Source organism: Leifsonia sp. CL147 (assembly GCF_900114565.1).
In the GTDB taxonomy this organism is placed as follows: Bacteria; Actinomycetota; Actinomycetes; order Actinomycetales; family Microbacteriaceae; genus Leifsonia.
Map to the genome: position 1 here is coordinate 86,291 of NZ_FOTM01000010.1, position 15,842 is coordinate 102,132.

A 15,842-nucleotide genomic window follows, 5' to 3' on the forward strand; every position below is an offset into this window, starting at 1 on the left:
CCATCAGACCCCCGGGCGGCGGCGCGGTCAATGGGCGACCGATCCCCTTGCATTCACCCTCGATTGTGCGGTACCCCATGACGGGACGCGCAGGACACTCGAACTGGGGCGCGCAGTCCCGCACCGTGGAGCCCTAGCGTTGGCCTCATGTTCCCGTTTCCCCGCGACCCGACGCGCCGAGGCCGGACCGACCCCGCGGTCGGCTCGTTGCTCGCGGGTGGCATGGCGGGCAGCATCCGGGAGTTCTACGGCCACACCGTCACGTTCGTGCCGGAGGATCTCGTCTACGTCGAGCGCCTGTTCACTGAGCTGCGCACCGAGGACGGCTTCGTCGGCGACGAGTTCACGCTGCAGAGCCTGGGCTGCCTGATCGGCGAGGTCCTCGTCCAGGCCGATGGGGGCCGGTGGAGTCAGGTCGCGCGTCACCGCGGCGCTCCCGACCACGCGGACCTCGAGGTCGTCCTCCCCAACGGGCGCGCCGTGGACCCCTTCCAGGCGGCCCACGATTGCGCGGACGGTGGGGACGGCTCGTCCGTGATCCGTTTCCGTCAGCTCGCGCTCGCCTCCTGAGCCGTCGGTCCGGTTCGACTCGGAGCGCTGTGCGCGGCGGCGGGGAGCCGCCGCTGTGCCGGTGAGGGGGCCCGCCGATCGGCAGGCCCCCTCACCGGCACTCAGTGCCCGATCCTCTACGCCTCGCCCCTGCGGCGACGGCGGAGGAGGACGAGGATCACCCCGCCGAGCGCCAGGAGAAGGAAGCCGATGGCCACCGCAGGCCCGGAGACGCTGGATCCGGTCTGCGCGAGCCCGGTCGGTGTGACCGAGACCACCGCCGGCGGGTTCACCGTCACCGAGGCCGTTGACGGGTCGGAGGTGATGGTGCCGCCACCCGGGAGGTCGCCCGTGACCGTGGCCGTGTTGGTCAACGTGCCGTCGGACAGGTCGGCTGCCACGACCGCGTAGGTGGCGGTGCAGGTGACATCCTCACCCGGTGCGAGGGTGGAGTGGCCGGTCGGGCAGGTGACGGCCGACAGGACGCCGTGGCCGGAGAAGGCCCCCTCTGTGACGGTCGGGTTCGTGATCGTCACATTGCCGACGTTCTTCACGGCGAACGAGTACGTCACGACCTGGCCCGCCGTGGTGATCTGCTTGGTGTCCGCCGTCTTGGCGACGGTGAGCGCGGGGTGCGGGCTCGTCGGGACCGTCACCGTGTTGGAAGGGACCGGCGGCAGCGGGGTCGTCCCAGGCGGCGGCGTTCCGGTCACCGACGCGGTGTTGGCGATCGAGCCGGCATCCACATCCGCCTGCGTCACCGTGTAGGTCGCAGTGCAGGTGAGGTCATCGCCGGGTGCCAGCGCGATGGGCCCGGGCGGGCAGGTGAGCGGCGAGAGGGTGCCGTGACCGGTGAAGCCGGCGTCCGTCACCTGGGGGTCGGTGATGGTCACGTTGCCGGTGTTGGTCACCACAAAGCTGTACGTGATCACCTGTCCGACTGCGCCGGCCTGCGCGTCCGCCGACTTCACGAGCGTGAGGGCCGGTGTGCGCGGGATGTCCACCGTGGTCGGGTTGGACGGCACCGGGACCAGCGGGGTCCCGTCAGGCGGGGTTCCGGTGGCGGTTGCGGTGTTCGTGAGAGTCCCCGCATCCACGTCGGCCTGGGTGACCGTGTAGGTGGCGGTGCAGGTCTCGAACTGGCCTGCGAACAGCGTGCTCGACGGGCAATCGATCGCCGAGAGCGCTCCGGTGCCGGAGAAGTCCGTGTCAGCGACGCCGACGCCGGTCAGTGTGACGTTTCCGGTGTTGGTCACCACGAACGAGTACGTGACCGTGTCGCCGGCCTTCGTGACCTGGGCCGGGTCGGCCGACTTGGCGATCGTGATTCCCGGCTGGGGCGGGGTGGGCACGGTCACCGTGGAGGGACCCGACGGCACGGGCGTGTTGCCGCCGACCGGGGTGCCCTCGGCCGTCGCAGTGTTGCTGACCGAACCCGAGTTCACATCGGCCGCGGTCAGCGTGTAGGTGGCTGTGCAGTCGGTCTGGGCTCCTACGGCGAGCGTGGTCACCGGGCAGCTGGGCGCCGACATGGTGCCGGTGCCGGTGAAGGCGCCTTCGTTCACCGTGACGTTCGTCAGAGGCACGTTGCCGGTGTTGGTGACGACGAAGTGGTACGTGATCACCTGGCCCGGAAGGAACGTGTCGGCTCCGGACGGGTCGCCGGACTTCACCACGGTCAGCGCGGGCGCAGGAGCCGTGGTCGGGGTCGACGTGGTCGACGGAATGGAGGTGATCGGGGTGTTGTCCGGAGTGGTCCCCGTCACGGTGGCCGAGTTGTCCACGGCACCGGCCGTGACATCCGCCGCAGTGACCGTGTATACGGCGTCCGCCGCGCAGGTCTCGGTGCCGCCCGCCGGGAGGGTCGTCTGCGGGCAGGTCACGGAGCCGGCCTTGGCGTCGTTCACGGCGATGCCGGTGAGAGGTACCGCGCCGGTGTTGCTCACGCTGAACGTGTACTGGATGGTGTCGCCTGCATCGGTGATGCCGTCACCGTTCACATCGACAGGAGCGCCCGCGTGCTTGACCACCGTGAGTCCAGCGGGGGCCGCGGTCGTGGTCGAGGTGTTGTTGGCCCGGGTCGGGTCCGACTCGTTCGCCGTGACCGTCGCCGTGTTCGAGACGTTGGCGGTCGCTCCCGCTGCGGGTACGGTCGCGGTGATCGTGTAGGTCGTTGAGGCTCCCACCAGGGTCCGGCCACCGACGCAACGCACGTTGTTCCCGGTCACCGTGCAGGCGGCATCCGGGGAAGCGACGTTCGTCAGCGGCGCCGGCACCGTGTCGTCGACCACGAACCCGCTCGAGTTACCCGGGCCGTTGTTGGTGACGGTCAGCTGGTAGGTGACGGTCGCCCCGGGAACCAGGGCCTGCGGGCCTGTCTTCACGATCGCCAGATCGGTCGGGCTGCCGACAAAGGCAGCACCATCGTTGTTCCCACTGGCCGGGCCGGGGCTCTGCGCCACCACGGTGAAGGTCGGTGTCGCAGCCGAGGGATTCGTGACAGCCACCTGGGTGACCAGGCCTGAGATATTCTGCGAGAAGCCGAGGTTGCCGTTTCCGAACGTCCACGCTGCGCCGGCGGGATCCGTCGGACCGTTGACGAAGAACGACACCGGGAAGGTGTCCAGTGCTCCGGTAGTGGGGTTGATCCGGATCATCTCCGAACCGGTTGCCGTAGGGGCTTGTCCCCAGAAGTAGCCCTTCGCGTAGGCCATATCTGCCGCGGGCATCGCCGACGAGAGCGCCACCGTGCGCACCACAGCGCCAGTCGTCGGGTTGACCGCGAGCATGACCGTGCTTGGCGGGGCGCTCGAGGCGAGATAGAGAAGGCCATCGGCCCCGAACGCTCCAACGTTCCAGCTGGTGCCCGGATCGTAGACGGACGTGCCCACCCGGGTCAGGACACCACCCTGACCGATCCGCACCAGAGAATTCGTCGGGAGAGCCGCAGTGCTGGGCGAGCTCACGATGCCGTACAGGTAGTTGTCGGCCGTGTTGTACGAGATCGCGTTATACGCAACGGGCGAGGTCGGGCCCTCAGGCTGGAACGACACCGTTCCCGACGAATCCGTCGTCGCCTCGAAAAGCCCCGTCGGTATCCCCTGTGCGACGAAGACCAACGGGTCAGCGACGGGGAACGGGTCCCCCGGGGCGGCAGTTGCGGGCGCGGCGGCCAGCGTGGTCCCGGCCAGGACGGAGCCCAGCACGGCCAGAGTCCCCACGAACGCGGAAAGCCGCATCCGCCCCGACCGCAACAGCGGGAGTCCCCCGCGTCGGTCCGTCGGTCGCTGTCGTGTCCTCTGCCCTCTGTGCACGCTGATCCCCTTCATGTCGTCGCGCGACCTCGATTGACTACTGGTCGAAGCGGCGTTCTCAGAACGTCCCGGCGGAAGTGTCGGCTTCCGCTGGGCTCAAGCTAAGCGCAAACCGCGGCATCCCGAACGGTTTTCACCCCGGCTTCACCCTGGGTGCCCTGGGCGCTGCGGCCACCGCTCGGGTGTTGACGCGAGCCTCCCGCCGCCGTACATTCGTATTCAACAAATACGTTGAATAAGGATCGGGTGGGCATCATGACACGCATCGTCGCGGACATCTCCGTCTCGCTGGACGGCTTCGTCACCGGCCCGAACGTCGGCCCCGAGAACGGGATGGGAGACGGAGGGATGGCGCTGCACGAGTGGGCCTTCTCCGACGACCCGGACGAAGCGAGGGTGGTGCACGAGGGCACGCAACGGTCGGGAGCCGTCGTGCTGGGCCGGCATCTGTTCGACCTGGTGGACGGGCCGGGGGGATGGAGCGACGACGTGGGATACGGCGCTCGCGAGGTCGGGAAGCCCGCGTTCGTGGTCGTCACCAGCACCCCGCCCGCGTCCGTCCGGCTGACCGGCCTCGACTGGACGTTCGTCACCACCGGGCTACCGGATGCGATCGCGGCGGCCCGCACCCGGGCCGAGGCGGCCTCCGCCGATCGAGGCGCGGACCTCGACGTGGTCCTCATGGGCGGCGGCGCACTGATCGGCTCCGCGGTGTCCGCGGGACTGGCCGACGTCCTGGTGCTGCACCTGGCGCCCGTCCTCCTCGGATCGGGCACACCGCTCTTCGTGCAGGGCGCGCCCCGCACCCTCCGCCAGGTCTCGTCCGTCGCCACGCCGAACGCGACCCACCTCACCTACGACTTCCACTGAGCGACGCCGCACGAGTCCCGTCTCACCGACCCGACCCGACCCTCCGCCTTCGTGTCTTCGTCTGCTCGCGCCTTCGTCTGGTCACGCCTTCGTGTAGGGAACGGAGGAACATCCCGCCCTCAGGACCGACCGCAACCTCCGTTGCCTGTCGACACGCCGCCCCACCGCGTCAACTTCCTCCGTTTCCGGCTGGGCCACACCGCGGGATACGCGCGAGCCACGCCCCGTCATCCGGTCGGGAACGGAGGATATGACCGCCGACACGCCGACGTCGAGCCGGAAACGGAGGCGTCCACGCAGGATGCGCGTCGACGGCACCTCCGCTTCCAACCACAGGCTTGGGAGGGTGCTGCGAGCGCTGCCGAGCCAGTCAGCGGTGCCGGGTCAGTCAGCGGTGCCGGGTCAGGCGCCGCGGCGAGTCAGCCCCGGCGCGCGACGCCGTCCGCCGCCGCGCCGCTGAACTCCCGCGCGCGCGCCGTCACCGCATCCCATTCGGCCGCCTCGATGTCCGCCGCGCTCACCACGCTCGACCCGGCCGTCACGGCGAGGGCGCCGGCGCGCATCCACTCGGCGGCGTTCGCCGCGTGCAGCCCGCCGGAGGGCACCAGCGGCACGCGGGGCAGCGGACCGTGCAGGTCCTTCAGGTACTGGGGTCCGACCAGGGAGGCCGGGAAGATCTTGACCGCGGCGGCGCCGAGTCCGACGGCCCTCATCACCTCGGTCGGCGTCAATGCGCCGAGCAGGATGGGCACCCCCGCCTCGCGGGCGACGGCGGCGGCATCCTCCTGAATCCCGGGAGTCACCAGGAACCGCGCCCCCGCGTGGATGGCCGCCTCGGCGCTCGCCGCATCGGTGACGGTCCCCGCACCCACCACCACGCCGGGCAACTCCGCGGCCGCCGAGATCACCTCCTCGACACCCGGAGTCGTGAACGTGAACTCGATCACGCGGATGCCGCCTGCGGCGAGCGCGGCGCACAGGGCGATCGGGTCGTCGATGCGCGGAGCGCGGATGACCGCGAGGGCGTGGTCCGCCGCGAGCGTCTCGATGAGCATGGTCTCCTCTTTCGTTGCGTCATATGCAACGCACGTTGCGTGATGTGCGCATCCTGTCTACCATGCCAGGAGGCGAACGAGGAAGGACCAGCATGGATCCGCACGGCGCACCGCACGTCACGATCGGCGAGGCGATGGTCGTGCTGTACCCCGAGGGGCATCGTCCCCTTGCCGAGGCCGAGGCGTTCGGCTCGGATGTCGGCGGAGCCGAGTTCAACGTCGCCACCTCTCTCGCACGCCTCGGCGTGCCGACCGCGTGGCTCTCGCGGCTCGGCGATGACGGATTCGGGGAGCGAATCCGGAACGCCGCCGCAGAGTACGGAGTGGATGCCTCCACGGTGGAACGCGACGCCACGCGCCCGACGGGCCTGTACATCAAGGAGTCGACGCTCGGCCCCGCCGGCCACACCACGCGGATGCACTACTACCGCCGCGGCTCGGCCGCCTCCGCCATCGGCTTCGAGACGTTCGCAACGGGGTCCGCCGCCGCGCTGCTCCGGAGCGCCGCGCTCGTCCACACCTCCGGCATCACCGCTGCTCTCGCGCCGAGTGTCGCGTCCGCGGTCGCCCGGCTGCGCGAGGTGGTCGGCCCGGGCACGGTGCTGAGCGTCGACCTCAACTTCCGTCCGCGATTGTGGCAGGACAGGGACACCGCCGCTCTGGATGCGCTCGTCGGCCGGGCCGACCTGCTCTTCGCCGGCCGCGACGAGGCCGAAGCCCACTTCGGTCATGCCGATCCGGAGCGCTTCTTCGCCGGCAACCCGCAGCTGACGACGCTCGTCCTGAAGGACGACGTCCGCGCGGCCGCCGTCCACCGGCGCGACGGCGGCGTCAGCACCGTCCCGTGCCTGATGGTGGACGTGGTGGAGCCGGTGGGAGCGGGCGATGCCTTCGCTGCCGGTTTCCTCTGCGGGAGGGCCGAGGGCCGGGACGACGTCGCCTCCCTCCGCCTGGGCCACGCCCTCGCCGCCCTCGCCCTGATCGCGCACGGCGACCGTCCGGTCACCGTTCCCAGCCGGGCGGAGCGCGCCCGGATCGCAGCAGCGAGCGACGACGAATGGTCGCGCTGGAGGGTGCACGCGGGCGCCCTCCCGTGGCGCGACTCCGAGGCCGTCTCATGAGTCAGTCCACCGGCAGGGCCCTCGACCTCCTCGACCTGATCGCGCACGGGGTGGTCGGCCTGGATGCGCTCGCCGCCCGGCTCGAGGTCCACAAGAGCACGGTGCTCCGCCTCCTGCAGACGATGGAGGATCGCGGGTACGTCACCCACGACAGCGCACACCGCTACAGCGTCGGGCCGGCCGTCTTCGCGCTGGCCGGCGCAGCGCTCGACGCCGTGGATGTGCGCGCCGTCGCCGCCCCTGCCCTCCGGGAGCTGGGCGCGGAGACCGGCCAGACCATCCACTTGGCGACCTATCGCGCGGGCGTGGCGACCTACGTGGACAAGGTCGAGTCGCAGCAGCCCCTCCGCATGTACTCGCACGTGGGGCTCGCGGCTCCCCTGCATGCCACCGCGGTCGGGAAGGTCCTGCTCGGCGGATTGGATGAGGACGAGCGTCGCCGGGTCGTCTCCGGGATCGAGCTGCCGCGGTTCACGGATCGCACCATCACCACCCCCGACGCCCTGCTCGCGGAGGTGCAGCGCAGCGCCGAGCGCGGCTGGGCCGAAGACCACCAGGAGCACGAGACCTTCATGAACTGCGTCGGCGCGCCGGTTTTCGGGCCGGATGGACGCATCGCCGCGGCGGTCTCGATCTCGGTGCCGACCGTCGTGCTGCCGTACGAGGGCGTGCTCGGGCTGCTGCCCGCCCTGCACGCGACGACCGCGCGGGTGTCTGCGGCGCTCGGGTCGCGCGCTCTGGATTCGCCTGCTCCGGATTCGCTCGCCCCTGTGTCGCGCATTCTCAGCGAGGGGTGACGCATTCTCAGCGAGGGGTGATTGGATGGACGCCGTGCTGCGCACCATGTTCAAGTCCAAGATCCACCGCGCGACGATCACGCACGCGGACCTGCACTACGTGGGTTCGCTGACCGTCGATCTCGACCTCATGGAGGCCGCCGATCTCCTGCCCGGCGAGCAGGTCGCCGTGGTGGATGTGACCAACGGCTCCCGCTTCGAGACGTACCTGATCGCGGGCGAGCGCGGCAGCGGCGTCATGGGTGTCAACGGAGCGGCCGCGCACCTCGCCGAGATCGGCGACACCGTGATCGTCATCTCCTACGCGCAGCTCGACAACGCCGAAGCGCGGGCCTTCGTCCCGGTCGTGGTGCACGTGGATGCGGCCAACCGCATCGTCGCCCTCGGCACCGACCCCGCCGAGGCACTCACGCCGGACGAGCAGCGCCCGCCCTTCGCCCTGTAGCCGCCGATTCGTTCTCAGCTTTCGAGCACGGACTTCAGCGTCGACAGCTGACCGACCTCCGCGGTCATCGTCTTCTGGATGGCCCCGCTCATCAGCTTCAGGAGCCCCGTCGGCTCGAGGTCCAGCGTGAACCGGACGCGGGTCCCGTCCCCGTCCGGCGTCAGCGTGTACTCGCCTGTCGGTCGCGCGGGTCCCGCGATCACCGAGAAGCCGAGCCGTTCCCCGGGGACCGCGGAGGTGATGCGGTAGTCGCCGGCGATGGGGCGTCCACCGGGCCCGGTGAGCGTCTGGGCGTACACGGCATCCACTTCGCCCGGCGTGCCGCTGCGGAGCTCGATGGACTTCACCCCGGTCCGCCAGCGCGGGTTGTTCGTCCCGTCCGCGAGGAACGCGAACACCGCATCCGGTGTCCTCGCGATCGTGATCGTGTTCTCTGCGTGTGCCACATCGGCCCTTCGATCGTGCTCGGTGCTTCTCATTGTGGCCGCATCCGCCACCGATGGATGCGGAATGGCCAGAACGGAATCAGCACGTCTAAAAAAGTATTTCTTGACATAGAGAATCCCGCGTCCGTATTCTCGGCATAGACCGAGGAGGAGCTCATGTCACGGACGATGGATACCCCTGCAGCCTTCACCGCTGGGGGTGCAGAGCGATGAACGCGATCTCCGACATCGCCATCGTCGGCGCGGCCCTGGCCGGCGCGACGGCGGCGAAGACGCTGCGCGACGAGGGGTATGACGGGCGCATCCACCTCTTCGGCGCCGAGCGGCACGCACCGTACATCCGGCCGCCGCTGTCCAAGGGCTATCTCGCGGGGAGCGACGACCGGGCGAGCATCGACGTCCTCGACGCCTCGTGGTACCTCGATAACAACGTGGACCTCCACCTCGGGACCCGGGTCTCCGACCTCGACCCGAGCGGCTCGGTCACCACCGACGACGGCACCCGGTACCGCTTCGACCGGGCCCTGCTGGCGACCGGCTCGACACCCCGCAGGCTCCCGATACCCGGAGCCGACCTCGACGGCGTCGTCTCCCTCCGCACGGTGGACGACAGCGACCGCCTCCGCGACACCCTCCAGCGCGGCGGCCGGCGGATCGTCCTGATCGGCTCCGGCTGGATCGGCATGGAGGTCGCCGCGACCGCCCGCACGCTCGGCAACGAGGTCACCATCCTGGAACGCGATCCGGTCCCGCTCGCCGCTGCCCTCGGCGACGAGCTGGGGCGCTTCTTCGCCCGGCTGCACGCCGAGCACGACGTGCGCATCCGGACCTCGGTGGCGGTGGAGAGCATCGTCGGCGAGAACGGCCATGCCACCGGCGTCCGGCTCGCGGACGGCGAGACCTTCCCGGCGGATCTGGTCGTGATCGGCGTCGGCGCCGTCCCGCTCATCGAGCTGGCCGAGCGCGCCGGGCTGGACACGGGCGACGGCGTCCTGGTGGATGCCTCCCTCCGGACGAGCGCACCCGCCGTCTTCGCCGCCGGCGACATCGCGGGGGCCGTCCATCCGCTGATCGACCGGCGCATCCGCAGCGAGCACTGGGCCAACGCCATCGACGGCGGTACCACCGCAGCCCGCGCGATGCTCGGCCGGCCGGTGACCCACGACGCCATCCCCTACTTCTACACCGACCAGTTCGACCTCGGGATGGAGTACGCCGGCTTCGCGCCGCTCACGCGCGACGCGGAGCTTGTCTACCGCGGCGACCCCGCCTCCGGAGAGTTCATCGCGTTCTGGCTTCGCGAGGGACGGGTGGTCGCGGGGATGAACGTCAACATCTGGGACGTCAACGACGACATCAAGGCGCTCGTCCGGTCGGGCGAGGTCGTGTCGCTGGATGCGCTGCGCGACCCGAACGTGCCGCTCGACTCTCTCGCCGCATCCACGAGCGCACGCTGACCGCAGCTCGCGCGCCCACCGGTCGGACTGCGACCCTACCCGTGATGTGCGCCTCCGGCGACACGGACCGGGCGGACCGCTTGTGGCCACGCGCGCGCACTCCTATCGTTGCCTGTGTTACGGCACGGCGACTCCGAGGCGACCTGCCTCCGCGTGCCGGCGGGAGGTGGGAGCACGTGATGGATGAGACCACTCAGATGATGTCGATGATGAGCGAGTCGGCCCAGGGGCCGATGGCGGGCATGGACATGGCGATGATGCAGCGATGTATCGAGGCGTGTGCGGCGTGCGAGCAGGCGTGCACGATGTGCGCGGGCTCCATGTCGATGGAGGGCATGTCGGGCTCGGCGATGTGCATGAGCTGCGCGGACATGTGCAACACGATGATGCGGATGATGCTGCGTCCGATGCCGACCAGCGAGCGGGACATGGCGGCGATGATGTCGATGCTCCAGGCGACGTCGGCGATGTGCCGCGCCTGCGGAGACGACTGCACGGGCATGGGCGACTCGAGCGCATCGGCGAAGATGTGCGCTCAGGTCTGCATGAACTGTGCGGACGCGTGCGACGCGATGATGGCGTCGATGAAGCCCATGATGGCCTCATAGCCCTCGCTACGATTCGAACGCCCGGCGAGACGCTGGGCGTTCCGTCGTGTCAGGAGGTCACGACGTCAGGAACCCGGGGTTCAGGCGCGCCCGACGCGGACGTTGAGGAGTTCGTCGCCGGCGGCGAGGACGCCGTAGACGGCGTGCACCGCCACGGGGGAGCCGGGCTCCAGCACCTCGCGCAGGTCGTCGAAGTGCCAGCAGTGGAGGCTGTCGCCGTCGAGGTCGGAGAGCTCGATCCAGCCGTCCGCTTTCGCAGCGACGACGAAGGCGTCGACCCAGTTCGACGGGGTGGCCAGCGCCGCGCGGCGGGCGATGGGGTGCAGTGCGTAGCCGTCGTCGAACATCTCCGCACCCTGCCCGGAAGCGGCCCGGAGCAGGGCGTCCTTCGCGGTGGGGCTGGGCTGACGGGTCACGATGTTCCTTCTCACGGTGTCGAGGGGCTGCGCGGGATGCGCGGTGTGTATCGAGGATAAGGACCATCGACATCCCGAGTCACGCGGAGCGTCACACGGTGAAACATGCCCGGGCGAGTGCCGTCCCGCGTGGCGGGCGATGCGGTGGTCTGCAACGTTGTAGTATTTGCGCAGGTCTCGCACGGACAAGCCGGCGAGGGGGAGGGGCCCGGCATGGCGGTCACCCTGCACGACGTCGCGCGAGCGGCCTCCGTATCGATCAAGACCGTGTCGAATGTCATCAACGACTATCCGTACATCCGGGATGACACCAAAGCGCGTGTGCTCGCGGCGATCGCGGAGCTCGGCTATCAGCCCAATCTGACGGCGCGTGGTCTTCGGTCCGGTCGTACCGGAGCGATCAGCCTGATCATCCCCGACCTGAAGAACGCCTACTTCGCCGAGCTGGCCGACGCTGTGATGAGGCACGCGGCCAGCCACGATCTGGTCGTGATGATCGAGCAGAGCGCCGGCCGGAGAGAGCAGGAGCTGGAGGTCCTGCACGGTCCTCGCATGCGGATGGTCGACGGGATCCTGTTCAGCGTGCTCGCGCTGGGGCAGGAGGATGCCGCCCACCTCGACATCCCCACTCCCCTCGTGCTTCTGGGCGAGCGGATCTTCAATGGACCCGCCGACCACGTGACCATGCAGAACGTCGCCGCAGCGCGAGCGGCGACGGAGCACCTCCTCGCGCTCGGTCGCCGGCGCATTCTCGCCTTCGGTGCGCACGAGAACGAAGTCGTCGGGTCCGCCGGACTGCGACTCGCGGGCTATCGCGAGGCACTCGCGGCCGCCGGTGTGCCGTACCGGGACGAGCTGGTCGTCCCGGTCGGCCATTGGCATCGGCGGACGGGCGCCGAGGCCATGGACGCCGTGCTGGCCGGCGGGGTGACGTTCGACGGGGTCGTGGCCTTCAACGACGTGATCGCGCTCGGCGCCATGCGCGTCCTGCAGGAGAACGGGTTCCGCATCCCGGACGATGTCGCGATGATCGGCTTCGACGACATCGACGAGACCCGGTACTCCGTGCCGTCCCTCTCGACGGTCGACCCGGGACGCGAGGAGATCGCAGAGACCGCCGTCCGCCTGCTGGTGGAGCGGATCGCCGGGAAGAAGCGGTCGGATCCTCCCCAGGAGATCGACGTGCCGTTCCGCCTGGTCGTGCGCGAGTCGAGCGTCCTGCGCTCGGCGGTCGCCTCCGTCCCGGCCTGAGCACCCGCCGGGGAAGCGTGCTTGACACTTCTCGGCATCCCCCGCCACAATGTTCCTACAACGTTTTCCTATAACGTTGGAGAAACGAAGAAATCAGGATCAAGGAGGATCCAGCATGACCGTTCCGGGCAGCCGCATTCTCCCTTCCTTCATCGACTCGAAGCACTGAAGGGAACACAGTGAAAAAGAACCGGATGGCACTCGTCGCCACCGTTGCGGCGATGGCGCTGGCCGCGACGCTCGCCGGCTGCAGCCAGGGCGGCGGATCCGACGCCCAGGGCGCGAGCAACCCCAAGCTCACGAACTGCACGAACAAGATGATGAACGACGCGCCTCAGGTCTCGGTCTGGGCCTGGTACCCGAACATGGCGAAGGTTGTGGACAACTTCAACCGGGCGCACAAGGACGTGCAGGTCTGCTGGACCGTCGCGGGCCAGGGCGGACCCGAGTACGCGAAGTTCCAGACCGCGATCTCGGCGGGCAAGGGCGCACCGGATGTCATCATGCTCGAGGCCGACCAGCTGACCGGATTCGAGATCCAGAAGGCTCTCGTCGACCTGGCGCCGTATGGTGCGAACGACGTGAAGAAGAACTTCTCCGACGGCGCCTGGAAGGACGTCTCCCAGGGCTCGTCCGTCTACGCGATCCCAGTCGACGGCGGCCCGATGGCGATGATCTACCGCAAGGACATCTTCACCAAGTACGGCATCACGCCGCCGACCACCTGGGCGGAGTACGCGCAGGCGGCCGAGAAGGTCAAGGCCGCCGGTGGTCCGCTCTTCGGTGACCTGGGCAGCAACGTGCCTGCGGCGATCACTGCGCTGATGGCGCAGAAGGGCGCCGTGCCGTTCACCTACAACCTGCAGGACCCGAAGAACATCTCCATCAACCTGGACAGCCAGCCCGCGAAGGATGTGCTCGACTACTGGGCCGGCCTGGTGAAGAAGGGAGTGGTCGGCACTCAGGACCAGTTCACCACCGACTACATCGCGGGCGTCGTCGGCGGCAAGTACGCCACCTACGTCTCGGCCGCCTGGGCACCGGGGTACCTCACCGGCGCAGGCGTCGGAAAGGGCTCGGAGAAGGGCTCCTTCGCCGTAGCGCCGCTCCCGCAGTGGAACGCCGGTGACCAGGTCTCGGTCAACTGGGGCGGATCGACCTTCGCCGTCACCTCCCAGGCGACGAACAAGAAGCTCGCCGCCGAGGTGGCGAAGGGGATCTACGCGGACGACGCATCGCTGACGGACGGCTGGAAGACCCAGACGATCTTCCCGCTCAACCAGGGCGTGCTGAAGTCGGACGCGTTCATCAACAACCCGGTGGACTTCTTCAACGGCCAGACCGCGAACAAGGACATCTACATCCCCGCCGAGAACAACTACAAGGGTTTCGACTACAGCCCGTTCTCCGTTTACTACTACGCGCAGTTGCAGGCGGAGATCGTGAAGATCAACGCCGGCAAGATCAGCGGCTCGCAAGCGGCCACCGATCTCCAGGCCACCATGGTGAAGTACGCCAAGAGCCAGGGCTTCACCGTCAAGTAATCCCTTCCGGGGCGGGATGCGATGGTACTTCCCTTGCATCCCGTCCCGGGAACCGACCCCCACGACATCCAGGGAGAGACCATGGCCCCCGTCGGGTCCACGACCACGACCGCATCCCCACCGCGCACCGCTGCGCGACCGTCGCTCGCACGCTCCGGCAGCGCGAAGATGCTGGCCCGCCGCGGGCGGACCGGCTGGATCTTCATCGCGCCGTTCGCGGCCGTGTTCGTGCTCTTCCTCGTCGCGCCTCTCGCGTACGCCTTCTATCTCAGCCTCTTCACCAAGGGGCTGGCGACGGGAACGGTGTTCTCGGGCATCGACAACTACGTGAAGGCGTTCACCGATCCGTCGTTCCTGAACGGCGTGTGGTTCGTCGTCCGCTTCTCGATCGTGCTGATCCCGGTCCAGATGCTCGTCTCGCTGGCGGCCGCGCTCGTCCTCGACGCGCTCACGACCCGGCTGGCCCGGTTCTCGCGCCTGATGATCTTCCTGCCGTACGCGATTCCGGCGGTGATCGGCGCGCTGATGTGGGGCTTCCTCTACAGCCCGACGTTCGGTCCGCTCCAGCAGCTGTTCTCCCTGTTCAACGCGCAGGCGCCGTTCCTCCTCAGCCAGGGGAACGTGTTCGCCGGGCTGTTGAACGTCGTCACCTGGCAGTGGGCCGGGTACTACATGATCATCATCTACGCGGCGCTCCAGGGCATCGATCCCTCGATCTACGAGGCCGCGAAACTCGACGGCGCCAACTGGTGGCAGGTGGCGCTTCGCGTCAAGATCCCGCTGGTCGCCTCGGCGCTCGTCCTCATCCTCGTCTTCGCCCTCATCGGGACGCTGCAGTTCTTCACCGAGCCGCAGGTGCTGGCACCGGTGGCCAACGGGACGATCACTCCCGACTTCACGCCGAACATCTACGCGTTCAACCTGGCCTTCTCGTACGCCCAGTTCAACTACGCGTCGGCGATCTCGTTCGCTCTCGGGATCGTGGTGTTCATCGCCGTGTACATCTTCATGTTCGCCACTCGCAAGCGGGGGAGCCTCCTCAAATGACCGAAATCCTCGAGAAGACGGCCCGTCCGGTCGACGCCGGGCGCTCGGCGCCGCTGCGGACGGCCCGTAAGCCCCGGAACATCATCGCGCACCTGTTCCTCGTCGTGCTGGTGATCTACTTCCTGGTCCCGGTCTGGTGGCTGCTGGTCGCGAGCACCAAGAACGCGCCCGACCTGTTCGCCGGCACGGGAGCGCTCTGGTTCGGCAAGGACTTCAATCTCTTCGCGAACCTCGCCGACCTGTTCACCTACAACGGCGGCGAGTACCTCCAGTGGCTGGGCAACTCGGTCCTGTACGCGGTGAGCGGAGGCGTCGGGGCGACTGTGATCGCCGTCCTGGCCGGCTACGGCTTCGCCAAGTACCGGTTCCGCGGGCGCAACTTCACCTTCGCGCTGCTGCTCGGCTCCGTCATGGTCCCGTTGACCGCTCTCGTCATCCCGACGTTCGTGCTGCTGTCGAACCTGGGCCTCACGGACACGATCTGGGCGGTGATCCTGCCGTCGTTGCTCAGCCCGTTCGGCGTCTATCTGATGCGCGTGTACATCGCCGACGCTGTTCCGGACGAGCTGCTGGACGCCTCGCGCGTCGACGGCGCCGGGGAGTTCCGCACGTTCTTCACCGTCGCCCTGCCGCTGATGCGTCCCGCCCTCATCACCGTGCTGCTGCTGTCGATCGTCGGGACGTGGAACAACTACTTCCTCCCGCTGGCGATGCTCTCCACCTCCAAGCTCTACCCGATCACCGTCGGGCTCGGCCTCTGGTCGCAGCTCGCCTCGTCGAACAACGGAGGCTCGCATTCGCTCTGGAGCTTGATCATCGTGGGCGCGCTCGTGTCGATCATCCCGTTGATCGTCGCCTTCCTCACCCTGCAGAAGTACTGGCAGGGCGGGCTCTCGCTCGGCAGCCTCAAGTAACCCGCGCG

The 15,842-nt window shown here is 68.8% G+C and carries 15 protein-coding genes; 10 read left to right on the forward strand and 5 right to left on the reverse strand.

Annotated elements, in window-relative coordinates; genetic code table 11:
* Positions 1–147 precede the first annotated feature (147 nt).
* Entirely contained in the window at positions 148–570 is a 423-nt protein-coding gene (locus tag BM287_RS10390; protein WP_244528158.1) for a hypothetical protein, read from the forward strand.
* 116 nt (positions 571–686) lie between these two features.
* On the opposite strand, the gene BM287_RS10395 is transcribed toward BM287_RS10390, so the two are convergent.
* A complete protein-coding gene (locus tag BM287_RS10395; protein WP_170857512.1) occupies positions 687–3,755 on the reverse strand; it encodes a DUF11 domain-containing protein in 3,069 nt (1,022 codons plus the stop codon).
* 363 nt (positions 3,756–4,118) lie between these two features.
* Here BM287_RS10395 and BM287_RS10400 point away from each other — a divergent pair, with 363 nt between their 5' ends.
* Entirely contained in the window at positions 4,119–4,733 is a 615-nt protein-coding gene (locus BM287_RS10400; RefSeq protein WP_090039252.1) for a dihydrofolate reductase family protein, read from the forward strand.
* Positions 4,734–5,152: 419 nt separating this feature from the next.
* Here the strand turns inward: BM287_RS10400 and BM287_RS10405 are convergent, their stop codons facing one another.
* Positions 5,153–5,788, reverse strand: a complete 636-nt coding sequence (locus tag BM287_RS10405; protein ID WP_090039116.1) for a bifunctional 4-hydroxy-2-oxoglutarate aldolase/2-dehydro-3-deoxy-phosphogluconate aldolase — start codon at positions 5,786–5,788, stop codon at positions 5,153–5,155.
* A gap of 92 nt (positions 5,789–5,880) precedes the next feature.
* On the opposite strand from BM287_RS10405, the gene BM287_RS10410 reads away from it, so the two are divergent.
* From BM287_RS10410 to panD, 3 genes are read left to right on the forward strand one after another with little or no spacing between them, the layout of a single operon-like run.
* Positions 5,881–6,909, forward strand: coding sequence for a sugar kinase (locus tag BM287_RS10410; protein ID WP_090039119.1), 1,029 nt, complete (start codon positions 5,881–5,883; stop codon positions 6,907–6,909).
* The gene (locus BM287_RS10415; protein ID WP_090039120.1) at positions 6,906–7,706 is read left to right on the forward strand and encodes an IclR family transcriptional regulator; all 801 of its coding nucleotides are present in this window, start codon (positions 6,906–6,908) and stop codon (positions 7,704–7,706) included. The genes BM287_RS10410 and BM287_RS10415 overlap by 4 nt, the downstream gene beginning before the upstream one ends.
* 34 nt (positions 7,707–7,740) lie before the next feature.
* Positions 7,741–8,151, forward strand: coding sequence for an aspartate 1-decarboxylase (gene panD, locus BM287_RS10420; protein WP_090039254.1), 411 nt, complete (start codon positions 7,741–7,743; stop codon positions 8,149–8,151).
* Between the two features lie 14 nt (positions 8,152–8,165).
* Here panD and BM287_RS10425 read toward each other — a convergent pair whose 3' ends face one another.
* Entirely contained in the window at positions 8,166–8,597 is a 432-nt protein-coding gene (locus BM287_RS10425; protein WP_090039123.1) for an SRPBCC family protein, read from the reverse strand.
* Positions 8,598–8,806: 209 nt separating this feature from the next.
* On the opposite strand from BM287_RS10425, the gene BM287_RS10430 reads away from it, so the two are divergent.
* Complete coding sequence (locus BM287_RS10430; protein ID WP_090039125.1) at positions 8,807–10,054, forward strand: NAD(P)/FAD-dependent oxidoreductase; 1,248 nt, start codon at positions 8,807–8,809, stop codon at positions 10,052–10,054.
* 193 nt (positions 10,055–10,247) lie between these two features.
* Here the strand turns inward: BM287_RS10430 and BM287_RS17845 are convergent, their stop codons facing one another.
* Both BM287_RS17845 and BM287_RS10440 read right to left on the reverse strand, forming a co-directional pair.
* Entirely contained in the window at positions 10,248–10,556 is a 309-nt protein-coding gene (locus tag BM287_RS17845; protein ID WP_170857513.1) for a hypothetical protein, read from the reverse strand.
* Positions 10,557–10,742: 186 nt separating this feature from the next.
* The gene (locus BM287_RS10440; protein WP_090039131.1) at positions 10,743–11,078 is read right to left on the reverse strand and encodes a hypothetical protein; all 336 of its coding nucleotides are present in this window, start codon (positions 11,076–11,078) and stop codon (positions 10,743–10,745) included.
* A gap of 213 nt (positions 11,079–11,291) precedes the next feature.
* Between BM287_RS10440 and BM287_RS10445 the strand changes: the two genes are divergently transcribed.
* The 4 genes from BM287_RS10445 to BM287_RS10460 all read left to right on the forward strand — a co-directional run bounded on the left by BM287_RS10445 (position 11,292) and on the right by BM287_RS10460 (position 15,834).
* Positions 11,292–12,329: a LacI family DNA-binding transcriptional regulator gene (locus tag BM287_RS10445; RefSeq protein WP_090039133.1), complete on the forward strand. Its 1,038-nt coding sequence runs from the start codon at positions 11,292–11,294 to the stop codon at positions 12,327–12,329.
* Positions 12,330–12,523: 194 nt separating this feature from the next.
* A complete protein-coding gene (locus BM287_RS10450) occupies positions 12,524–13,873 on the forward strand; it encodes an ABC transporter substrate-binding protein (RefSeq protein ID WP_090039136.1) in 1,350 nt (449 codons plus the stop codon).
* An 81-nt stretch (positions 13,874–13,954) separates the two neighbouring features.
* Positions 13,955–14,920, forward strand: a complete 966-nt coding sequence (locus tag BM287_RS10455; protein WP_090039256.1) for a carbohydrate ABC transporter permease — start codon at positions 13,955–13,957, stop codon at positions 14,918–14,920.
* On the forward strand, positions 14,917–15,834 hold the full coding sequence (locus BM287_RS10460; protein ID WP_090039139.1) for a carbohydrate ABC transporter permease: 918 nt from the start codon (positions 14,917–14,919) through the stop codon (positions 15,832–15,834). Before BM287_RS10455 ends, BM287_RS10460 begins: the two co-directional genes overlap by 4 nt.
* Positions 15,835–15,842: the final 8 nt, after the last annotated feature.

What these genes read in the sequence shown, in the direction of transcription:
- BM287_RS10400 (WP_090039252.1), top strand. Translation starts at nt 4,119, where the DNA reads ATGACACGCATCGTCGCGGACATCTCCGTCTCGCTGGACGGCTTCGTC.
- BM287_RS10455 (WP_090039256.1), top strand. Translation starts at nt 13,955, where the DNA reads ATGGCCCCCGTCGGGTCCACGACCACGACCGCATCCCCACCGCGCACC.
- BM287_RS10410 (WP_090039119.1), top strand. Translation starts at nt 5,881, where the DNA reads ATGGATCCGCACGGCGCACCGCACGTCACGATCGGCGAGGCGATGGTC.
- BM287_RS17845 (WP_170857513.1), bottom strand. Translation starts at nt 10,556, where the DNA reads ATGCCCGTGCAGTCGTCTCCGCAGGCGCGGCACATCGCCGACGTCGCC.
- BM287_RS10450 (WP_090039136.1), top strand. Translation starts at nt 12,524, where the DNA reads ATGGCACTCGTCGCCACCGTTGCGGCGATGGCGCTGGCCGCGACGCTC.
- BM287_RS10460 (WP_090039139.1), top strand. Translation starts at nt 14,917, where the DNA reads ATGACCGAAATCCTCGAGAAGACGGCCCGTCCGGTCGACGCCGGGCGC.
- BM287_RS10405 (WP_090039116.1), bottom strand. Translation starts at nt 5,788, where the DNA reads ATGCTCATCGAGACGCTCGCGGCGGACCACGCCCTCGCGGTCATCCGC.
- BM287_RS10390 (WP_244528158.1), top strand. Translation starts at nt 148, where the DNA reads ATGTTCCCGTTTCCCCGCGACCCGACGCGCCGAGGCCGGACCGACCCC.
- BM287_RS10415 (WP_090039120.1), top strand. Translation starts at nt 6,906, where the DNA reads ATGAGTCAGTCCACCGGCAGGGCCCTCGACCTCCTCGACCTGATCGCG.
- BM287_RS10430 (WP_090039125.1), top strand. Translation starts at nt 8,807, where the DNA reads ATGAACGCGATCTCCGACATCGCCATCGTCGGCGCGGCCCTGGCCGGC.
- BM287_RS10445 (WP_090039133.1), top strand. Translation starts at nt 11,292, where the DNA reads ATGGCGGTCACCCTGCACGACGTCGCGCGAGCGGCCTCCGTATCGATC.